This window comes from Nitrosovibrio sp. Nv6, from assembly GCF_900110495.1.
Classification (GTDB): domain Bacteria; phylum Pseudomonadota; class Gammaproteobacteria; order Burkholderiales; family Nitrosomonadaceae; genus Nitrosospira.
Genome location: NZ_FODX01000007.1, coordinates 171,117 through 180,630, shown reverse-complemented (window position 1 = coordinate 180,630; position 9,514 = coordinate 171,117). Strand labels below are relative to the sequence as shown.

Genomic DNA, 9,514 nt, shown 5'->3' with positions numbered 1-9,514 from the left:
GGCTTTGTCATCCTGGGCTGGTCGGGACTGTTTGCAGGCGGCATAGCGGCGCAGATCATCACCCGCTACTCCAACCTGACCGACGTCGTCTGGAACGGCCAGAGCAAAGTCATCCTCAACAACCGCATCGTACCGTAACCGGTTGAGCGATGACTGGTTGGCTGGTTGGCCTGGCTGATTAGCTGAAGCTGCTTTACCAACGCTCCGCTCCTCAAGCAAATAAGAGGAACGGAGCGTTTTGATTTTATGCCGCTAATTTAGCGTTTTCCTGTCACGATGTCTGCCCTAAAACGACACGCAGAGTCTCCTGGCACCTCATCAAGGTATCGATGAGCGCCCTTAAACCAACTGCTGCCGACTGCTGCTTATTCTTTGAGAAATCCTGATACGGAATCCGGAGAGACAAACGGTGATATGTCCTGGATTCCGTGGATACCCGCTTTCGCGGGTACGACGCGCTATTGGTGATATGAGTTGAGTATCTGGTAGCCGATGGATACCCGCTTTCGCGGGTTGACTACAGAGGTTGGTCAAGTGCTTGACTTGGTCTCGCTAGCTGGTCAAGTTGCTTGCTCTATTCGTTCCTCGATGGCACAAGCACTTCCCTATTACCGTTGGTCTGCATGGCCGAGACAAGGCCTGCACGTTCCATCTCTTCAATCAGCCGGGCGGCGCGGTTGTAACCGATCCGCAAGTGCCGCTGTACCAATGAAATAGAGGCCCGGCGCGACTTGAGCACCACGCCGACGGCTTCGTCGTAAAGCGGATCGGACTCGACGTTTTCCTGCCCGGCCATGCCGCCGTTTTCGCCCGCGCCACCTTCTTCTTCCAGCGAGTTAAGCACCCCATCCACATATCTGGGCTCACCATGTTCCTTCAGGTACTCCACTACCCGGTGCACTTCCTGATCGGCGACAAAAGCGCCATGCACCCGCTGCGGATAACCGCTTCCAGGCGGCAGATAAAGCATATCCCCCTGTCCCAGCAACGCTTCCGCCCCCATCTGGTCGAGTATCGTACGCGAATCCACCTTGCTCGATACCTGAAACGCCACTCGTGTCGGTATATTGGCCTTGATAAGGCCGGTAATCACATCCACCGAGGGTCGCTGGGTCGCCAGCAGTAAATGCACGCCGGCGGCGCGTGCTTTTTGCGCAAGCCGGGCGATCAATTCTTCAACCTTTTTGCCCACTACCATCATCAGATCGGCCAGTTCATCTATTACCACAACTATCAGCGGCATCTCTTCCAGCGGCTCCGGCGCATCCGGCGTCAGGCTGAATGGATTGGTCAGCGGCTTCTCGTTCTTGATCGCATCGCGGATTTTCTGATTGTAGCCGCCGAGATTACGTACGCCGAGCGCCGACATCAACTTGTAACGCCGCTCCATTTCCGCTACGCCCCATCGAAGCGCGCTGGCCGCCTGCCGCATATCGGTCACGACCGGCGCCAGCAAATGCGGGATGCCTTCATATACGGATAATTCAAGCATTTTCGGGTCCACCAGGATCAGGCGCACCTGCTCAGGCGTCGCTTTATAGATGAGGCTCAGTATCATGGCGTTGATCGCTACCGACTTGCCTGATCCCGTCGTTCCCGCTACCAGCACATGCGGCATTCTTGCAAGATCCGCCACTACCGGATGCCCACCAATATCCTTGCCCAGGGCGATAGTCAATGGCGACGCCATCTCGGCATAAGCCTGCGAACTGAGGATTTCCGATAGCCGCACCACCTGCCGCCTGGGATTTGGTATTTCCAGGCCCATACTGGTCTTTCCGGGAATGGTTTCAACCACGCGGATACTTACAACCGACAGCGAGCGCGCCAGATCTTTCACCAAGTTGAGAATCTGATTGCCCTTTACACCCACGGCGGGCTCGATTTCATAGCGGGTAATGACGGGGCCGGGGTATGCGGCCACAACCTTGACCTCCACGCCAAAATCTATCAACTTCCGCTCGATCAGGCGCGATGTAAATTCAAGCGTGTCGGTCGAGAGAATTTCCACATCTTTCTTCACCGGTTCATCCAATAGACGCAACGGCGGCAACGGTGAATCGGGCAGGTCAATGAACAATGGCGTCTGTTTTTCCTTGATCACCCGAGGCGACTTCAGAATCGCGGTCGCTGGTTGTTCAATATGGAGAGGCGGATTTTCGTGGAAGCGTTTTTTTCCTACCTCGACCAATTCATCGCGACGGATTGCAGAGGCAATACCCGCGCGCCGATCTTGCCAGTTCTCCCATTGCCGTTTGAAGAACAGACAGATTCCCTCCAACGCGGCGCCCAGTTTCTCGATGAAGCGCAACCACGAAAGACCCGTAAACAAGCTGAAACCGATCGCGATCAATATGACGAGCGCCAGCGTCGCGCCGGTAAAACCCAGTATCTGCGACAGGTTCTTGCTGATTATCAAACCCAGCACTCCTCCCGGGGTCTGGGGCAGGGTTATCTGGAGCGTATAAAACCGCAGTGCTTCAAGCGCACTGCTGGTAACCAGCAATACAAGAAATCCGGCAGCGGAAACAAACAGCGGCCGGCGGTCGAATATCCCGCCCTCAATGCGGTGGTAAGTCCACGAAACCAGAAAGAGGAAAAAGAATACCCACCACCAGGCCGAAACGCCGAATAAGTACAGCAGCAGGTCTGACAGCCAGGCGCCTGCCAGCCCACCGGGATTCAGGGCTGGGGTGTTGCCGCTATGCGACCATCCGGGATCAGCACGATCGTACCCATAAAATATCAGCATCAGATAAAGCACCACACCGAGTAACGCAAGCCCGGCGGATTCGCGCAGCAGCCTGGAGACCCTGGGTGGCAAGGGACTGGAACTTGATTTTTTCGCCATTGGCTTGTTGACAAAGCTCATGGATGTTATCTGGCGGTCTCGGAGTACGGAAAGGTAAGCTTGATTATATAGAGTTAAGGCAGGGGTAAAAAGTGAAACCGCCTCGTGGAATGGTTACTGTAGGGCGAGAGGCTAACGGGAGAACGGTGAAGCCGCCCGCAATTCCAACTTCCCTGGTGTTCCCTCCTCTTCGCGAAGTGTCTCGTCCAGTATTTCGATCCAGTGCTCGACTGGCAACGACGTTCCGCTTCGCACATGCATGAGGCAACCGATATTGGCGGTAGCAATCCGGGTTGGCCCGCCCGATTCCAGCGCGGTCACTTTATTTTTCAGCAGCTGTTGCGATAGTTCCGGCTGCAAAATCGAATAGGTCCCCGCCGATCCGCAGCAAAGATGAGCGTCGGGCACGTACGTCAATTCGAAGCCAGCGGCGATCAGAATCTTCTCTGCGACACCTCGGATGCGCATCCCATGCTGCAGAGTACAGGGGGAATGGAACGCTAGCCTGGGTTTTATTGTGCTGGGTGTGTCAGGAGACCTTCGGTTGAGAAATGGGAGAAGTGTGTCGGTTTCAGCTTCTACAATCTCGCTGATATCCTTGGCCAATTCAGAAATTCGCGCCGCTTTTTCCGCATAGGCAGGGTCATGGCTCAACAAATGGCCGTATTCCTTTACCGTCACTCCACAGCCGCTGGCGGTCAAGACAATGGCTTCTATACCACCTGCAGCATCCGCGTCTCCACCTTCCTGCTCAATATAGGGCCACCAGGCATCGACATTGCGGCGCATGTAATCCAACCCCTCCTGCTGGGCATTGAGATGATAAGACACGGCGCCACAGCAACCTGCCTTCGGCGCTATAACGAGCGATATACCAAGCTTGTCCAGCACCCGCGCGGCCGCGGCGTTGATATTGGGGGCCAGCGAGGGTTGCACGCAGCCTTCGAGTACCAGCATCTTGCGTTTGTGACGCACATAAGGCCATGATTCCGGGGCTTGCGTTTTCCGCACAGGCGGAGGGAGTGAATCCCTCAGCGTTCCCGGCAGTAGTGGACGGAAGGACTGCCCCAGTTTCAGCAACGACGCAAATATACCGGGGTTAGGCAAGGCCTGGCGGAGTGCGTATCGCACAGTACCGGCGGCAACCCCTCGCCCCACCTTCTTTTCAACGATGCCACGGCCGATATCCACCAGCCGTCCATACCGTACGCCGGACGGGCAAACCGTCTCGCAGGCGCGGCAAGTCAGGCAGCGGTCCAGATGCAGCTGGGTCTTTTCCGTGACCGGTTCGCCTTCCAATACCTGCTTCATCAGGTATATGCGTCCCCGCGGACTGTCCAGTTCATCGCCCAGCAACTGGTAAGTCGGACAGGTGGCAAGGCAGAAACCGCAATGAACACAAGTGCGCAGTATCTCCTCCGCTTCCTGTCCCTCTGGAGTGTCCTTGATGAAATCCGCGAGATTGGTTTGCACTTTATATTTCCGGGTACATCCGGCCTGGATTGAAGATGTGCATCGGGTCGAATTTTTCCTTCAGACGGCGGCTGATATTCATCAGCGCTGGCGGGAGTGGATGGAATACTGCCGCGCATGGTCCATCGCTGCGAAACAATGTCGCGTGACCGCCCGCATCTTTCGCCGTATTGCGTATGGCTGTACGTACAGCATCCGTGTCCGCATCATCATGTGGATCAGCTATCAGCCAGCGCAGCGCTCCACCCCACTCGATCAGCTGCTTTCCCGGCAGCGAAAGGGGCCGTGCCGTTGATTTTATGGACAAGCGCCAGAGCTGCTTTCCTGGTTGAAAAAAAGAGTGCGTCTGTTCGCGTACCGATTGCCAGAAAGCCCCGCCCTCGGCGACTTCTTCACCGCCTAATACCGCGCGAGCCGCGCCCACTGCCGATGCTGCGCCGGAGAGCCTGAAAGTAAGCTGGCCATTGCAGAAGCAGGTTGCGGAAACCGGTAGCGGTTTACCTGCCCAGAGATTCATCCTGTCGATGGCCTCCGCCTCGCTCATCGGTAAACGCAGCGTAAGCTCCGCCGCCGGTAACGGCAGCACCTTAAGCGAAACGTCCAGTAACAAACCCAGTGTTCCCATCGAACCCGTCATCAAACGCGAGACATCATAGCCGGCGACATTTTTCATCACCTGCCCGCCAAAACTCAGGTCATCACCTCTACCATCCAGCATCCGCACCCCCAGGACAAAGTCTCGCACCGCTCCGGCGGACGCACGGCGCGGACCGGAAAGGCCGGCTGCGACACAACCACCAAGGGTGGCGCCGGGACCGAAATGCGGCGGCTCAAAAGCCAACATTTGACCACGCTTACGCAGTTCCGTTTCAAGGTCAGCCAGACGAGTACCGGCGCGGGCTGTTACGACCAGTTCGGTAGGCTCGTAATCGACGATGCCTGCGTAGGCCGTGGCATCCAGAACGCGGCCCTCTGAGCCATCGGGATTCGCGGTTCGATTGCCGTAGAAATCCTTGGTGCCGCCGCTGCGTATCAGTAACGTTGCGTTATCTCCAGCGGCCGCGCGAATGGTGTCGGCAAATTGATCGATGATTTTCTGCATGGCTTAATCAGAGGCCTTCCAAGGCGAAGTACATAAAATAAGCATCATCAAAATCTTGGCAATTCAGGGAATTTTTCTTCGCCCCGATGCACATGCATTGCCCCGTGCTCCGCGCAACGTCGCAGCGTCGGCACGGCTTTACCCGGATTCAAAAGTCCATCCGAATCGAAGGCAGCCTTTACCGCATGGAACATTTCCAGTTCGCCAGTCTTGAATTGCGAACACATCTGGTTGATTTTTTCTATGCCGACTCCGTGCTCACCTGTAATGGTTCCCCCGGCCTGGATGCACATCTGGAGTATTTTTGCGCCAAATTCCTCTGTTAATTCAAGCTCTCCAGGGCGGTTGGCATCATAAAGAATCAATGGATGCAAATTTCCGTCGCCCGCGTGGAAGACATTCATGCAACGCAAGCCGTATTCAGCAGAGAGCGCTTCGATTCCGGACAGTACCAGCGCAAGATTCTTGCGTGGAATCGTTCCGTCCATACAGTAATAATCCGGCGAAACACGGCCTGCCGCCGGGAACGCGGCCTTGCGCCCCGCCCAGAATCTGAGGCGTTCGGCCTCGTCGCGGGATGTTCGGATCTCGATCGCTCCACTCTGCATCATGATTTCGTTAACGCGCTGAATCTCCTCCGCTACTTCCTCCGCCGCGCCGTCGGATTCGCATAACAGGATTGCAGCCGCATCGAGGTTATAGCCGGCATGGATATACTCCTCCACTGCGCGGGTCGTGATTTTGTCCATCATTTCCATGCCCGCCGGGATTATTCCCGCAGCGATCACATTTGCCACCGCATCACCAGCCTTGCGTATGTCGTCGAAGGCGGCAAGGACCACTTGGGCTTTTTCAGGCCTGGGCGTGAGTTTTACGGTAACTTCGGTCACGATACCCAGCATGCCTTCGCTACCCGTCATTAATGCCAGCAGATCATAGCCTGCAGCATCCAGGCCGCCGCCCCCGATTTCAAGAGCCTCACCCTCTATGGTCAACACGCGCAACTTGAGAATATTGTGCACCGTGAGCCCATATTTAAGGCAATGCACGCCCCCGGAATTTTCGGCCACGTTACCGCCGATAGAGCACGCAATCTGAGAAGAGGGGTCGGGCGCGTAATACAGTCCATGGTGCGCCGCTGCTTCGCTGATGGCAAGATTGCGAACGCCTGGCTGCACCCTGGCGGTGCGCGCCACCGGATCAAGCTCAAGTATGCATTTCAGCTTGGCAAGCGACAGCAGAACCCCCTCTGCGTGGGGCAGCGCGCCTCCGGACAGACCGGTTCCTGCGCCGCGTGCCACTACCGGAATTTTCGATGCATGGCAGATTCGCAGAATTTGGGCCACTTCGTCTTCGGTTTGCGGCAATACGACAATCATTGGCGTTTGCCGGTAAGCCGACAGACCGTCGCACTCGTACGGCCTCAAGTCCTCTTTTTCATGCAACACCGCTTCAGATGGCAGAAAAGTGCGCAGCCGGGTGACAAGTTCGAGAGAATTCATAAATCCATTGCCCAGCAACTCATTTTGGAGAACTCAGCTTATCAGATTCTCCGGCTGAATCCCGGATCTCATGATTCGCCAGTTTTTCGAGCATTTTTACCATTGCCGCGCTATCCCATTTGCCGCCGCCGTGAGCGATGCATGCACTGAACAATTCCTGAACCGCAGCAGTGTTAGGTAAACTGATATCCAATGCGCGCGCATTGGATAGCGCGAGGCCCAGGTCCTTCTGGTGCAATTCAATGCGAAATCCCGGTTCGAACGCCCGCTTGATCATGCGTTCGCCATGAATCTCCAGAACGCGTGACGAGGCAAAACCACCCATCAAGGCCTGGCGGACCTTTGAGGGATCGGCGCCAGCCTTGGAAGCAAAAAGCAGCCCTTCTCCCACGGCCTCGATTGTGAGAGCAGCGATGATCTGATTGGCAATCTTGCAAACCTGGCCTGCGCCATTGGCGCCAATTAGCGTAACAGTTTTACCCATTAACTGGAGGACAGATTTTACCTTCTCGAACACCGGTTCGGTGGCGCCCACCATTATGGTAAGGGTAGCGTTCCTCGCACCGATATCGCCACCGGACACCGGGGCATCCACATAGTCGCAACCGAGCTTATTGATGTTGGCGGCAAATTCTCGGGTGTCGATGGGAGATATGGAACTCATGTCCATCACAATCTTGCCTGTACTCGAGCCGCCGCTCGATTCCAATCCCAACCCCAACCCCAATCCTTGCACTACGCCATTCTCACCAAACAGCACCCGTTTCACATCCTGAGTATCGGGCAGCATCGTGATGATGATATCGGCATTTTGTGCGACTTCTCTGGGCGAGGAACAAACTTTGCCACCCTGCTCTAGCAACTCCTCCGGCACACCGCTGCGGGAATGCAGAAATAGGCTATGTCCACCCTTGATAAGGCGCTCGGCCATGGGCTTCCCCATGATCCCGAGACCGATGAAACCGATTTTCATTCTATTTTCGCTCATCAATAAGATTATCCCTGCCGCCCAATCTCGGCTATTCTTTTGCTACCTGGGGCCTGGTGGAGGATCTGTTGGGCCGAGTTCGCATGCGCCACATCCCACTGGTACTCGCTAGTATAAACTTTCACGATGTTTCGCTGCCGAATACATAGGTACTAACGAACGCCTTACTGACGTCTGTGCGTTCATAAATTGTTCATAAAATTTTTTTAAAAGCATCAAAATTCAGATAATTTACCATTTGATAATTTCAAGGAAACGGAATGATTGAATTTCAACAGTACATACGTGAACGTTGCAATCTTGTTGATACTAAAAAGATCGCCCCGCAACGCGTTGTCGACGCACTGGCGTGCCCGCAAAATATCCGGGACAAAGGACATTATACTGGGCACATTATGAACGCCAGCTTCAAATCTGGAGAAGCCCGACAATGACCGAGCAGCCTGTAATCATTATCGGCAGCGGCCTTGCGGGTTATACTGTGGCCCGGGAGTTTCGGAAGCTGGACGTCGAAACGCCTATTCTGATCATTTCGGCAGATCATGGCGGTTTCTACTCCAAGCCGATGCTGTCAAATGCCTTAGCGACGGGCAAAACTCCGGCATCCATACTGAATGCCAGCGCTGAGAAAATGGCTGAGCAGTTGAAAATGACGATTCGATCGTATAGCCGGGTGACAGCCATTGACCCGACGAGCAGAACAGTGACGTTGCACGATGGAGAGAAATTGTCCTATAGCAAACTTGTCCTGGCCATGGGCGCCGATCCGATCCGGCTGCCGCTGGAAGGTGAGGGGGTAAAAGACATTCTTTCCGTAAACGACCTTGATGACTACCAACGCCTGCGTGATGCGCTGGAAGGAAAAAAGGACGTAACCATTCTTGGCGCAGGGCTGATCGGCTGTGAATTTGCCAACGATCTGACCATGGCAGGCTATCGGGTACGTGTGATCGATATCAGCACCCAACCTCTGGGGCGGCTTCTGCCACCAGCCGGGGGCGCCTTTATGCAACGCAGACTGGAAGCTGCCGGCGTGGTTTTTCACTTGGGGGCGGCAACTCAATTCGTGGAGCGGATCCATGAAAGCTTGCGTTTGACTCTTGCCGATGGAGAAACAATCCAGACGGATATCGTACTTTCCGCTGTAGGGTTGCGCTCTCGCACTGCTTTGGCGGAAGCGGCCGGGATTGCCGTGAATCGCGGCATCACGGTAAACCGCTCGCTGCAGACCCGCTACGAGGATATTTACGCGCTAGGCGATTGCGCCGAGGTGGAAGGCCGGGTGCTGCCGTTCGTCATGCCGATCATGCACGCGGCGCGCGGCCTGGCAGCAACGCTTGCCCAAACTCTGACTCCAATACGCTATCCAGCCATGCCTGTGCTGGTTAAAACGCCATCTTGTCCCGCCGTCGTGTCACCGCCGGATACCTCTATGCAGGGCGAATGGCTGGTCGAGGAAGATGAAAACGGTGTCAAGGCGCTGTTTAAAAGTGTGGAAGATAAACTGCTGGGCTACGCCTTGCTGGGTATGTCAACCAAGGAAAAGAACGCGCTTGCCGCACATTTGCCGGCCGTGATGGAATAAGGAACGGCGGAGA

Annotated in this window: 6 protein-coding genes and 1 pseudogene; 2 read left to right on the top strand and 5 right to left on the bottom strand. The window is 55.4% G+C overall.

Going from position 1 to position 9,514, the window contains the following annotated elements; translation table 11 throughout:
* Positions 1-138: pseudogene (locus BMX66_RS16070) on the top strand (methane monooxygenase/ammonia monooxygenase subunit C); the annotation flags it as partial.
* 436 nt (positions 139-574) lie between these two features.
* Here the strand turns inward: BMX66_RS16070 and BMX66_RS13630 are convergent.
* The 5 genes from BMX66_RS13630 to BMX66_RS13610 all read right to left on the bottom strand — a co-directional run bounded on the left by BMX66_RS13630 (position 575) and on the right by BMX66_RS13610 (position 7,916).
* Positions 575-2,872, bottom strand: a complete 2,298-nt coding sequence (locus BMX66_RS13630; RefSeq protein WP_090883085.1) for a DNA translocase FtsK — start codon at positions 2,870-2,872, stop codon at positions 575-577.
* 111 nt (positions 2,873-2,983) lie between these two features.
* Positions 2,984-4,324 (bottom strand): glycolate oxidase subunit GlcF, encoded by a 1,341-nt coding sequence (gene glcF / locus BMX66_RS13625; RefSeq protein WP_090883084.1) that lies wholly within the window; start codon positions 4,322-4,324, stop codon positions 2,984-2,986.
* 1 nt (position 4,325) lies between these two features.
* The gene (glcE, locus tag BMX66_RS13620) at positions 4,326-5,426 is read right to left on the bottom strand and encodes a glycolate oxidase subunit GlcE (protein ID WP_090883082.1); all 1,101 of its coding nucleotides are present in this window, start codon (positions 5,424-5,426) and stop codon (positions 4,326-4,328) included.
* Between the two features lie 47 nt (positions 5,427-5,473).
* The gene (locus BMX66_RS13615) at positions 5,474-6,928 is read right to left on the bottom strand and encodes an FAD-linked oxidase C-terminal domain-containing protein (RefSeq protein ID WP_090883131.1); all 1,455 of its coding nucleotides are present in this window, start codon (positions 6,926-6,928) and stop codon (positions 5,474-5,476) included.
* Between the two features lie 19 nt (positions 6,929-6,947).
* Positions 6,948-7,916 carry a 2-hydroxy-3-oxopropionate reductase gene (locus BMX66_RS13610; protein ID WP_255398962.1) on the bottom strand — a complete coding sequence of 323 codons (969 nt, stop codon included), beginning with the start codon at positions 7,914-7,916 and terminating at the stop codon, positions 6,948-6,950.
* 430 nt (positions 7,917-8,346) lie between these two features.
* On the opposite strand from BMX66_RS13610, the gene BMX66_RS13605 reads away from it, so the two are divergent.
* Entirely contained in the window at positions 8,347-9,501 is a 1,155-nt protein-coding gene (locus tag BMX66_RS13605) for an NAD(P)/FAD-dependent oxidoreductase (RefSeq protein WP_090883080.1), read from the top strand.
* The last annotated feature ends 13 nt before the right edge of the window (positions 9,502-9,514 follow it).

Bases quoted from the DNA above. Each gene is read 5' to 3' on its own strand.
- BMX66_RS13610 (WP_255398962.1), bottom strand. From the start codon at position 7,916: ATGAGCGAAAATAGAATGAAAATCGGTTTCATCGGTCTCGGGATCATG.
- BMX66_RS13630 (WP_090883085.1), bottom strand. From the start codon at position 2,872: ATGAGCTTTGTCAACAAGCCAATGGCGAAAAAATCAAGTTCCAGTCCC.
- glcE (WP_090883082.1), bottom strand. From the start codon at position 5,426: ATGCAGAAAATCATCGATCAATTTGCCGACACCATTCGCGCGGCCGCT.
- BMX66_RS13605 (WP_090883080.1), top strand. From the start codon at position 8,347: ATGACCGAGCAGCCTGTAATCATTATCGGCAGCGGCCTTGCGGGTTAT.
- BMX66_RS13615 (WP_090883131.1), bottom strand. From the start codon at position 6,928: ATGAATTCTCTCGAACTTGTCACCCGGCTGCGCACTTTTCTGCCATCT.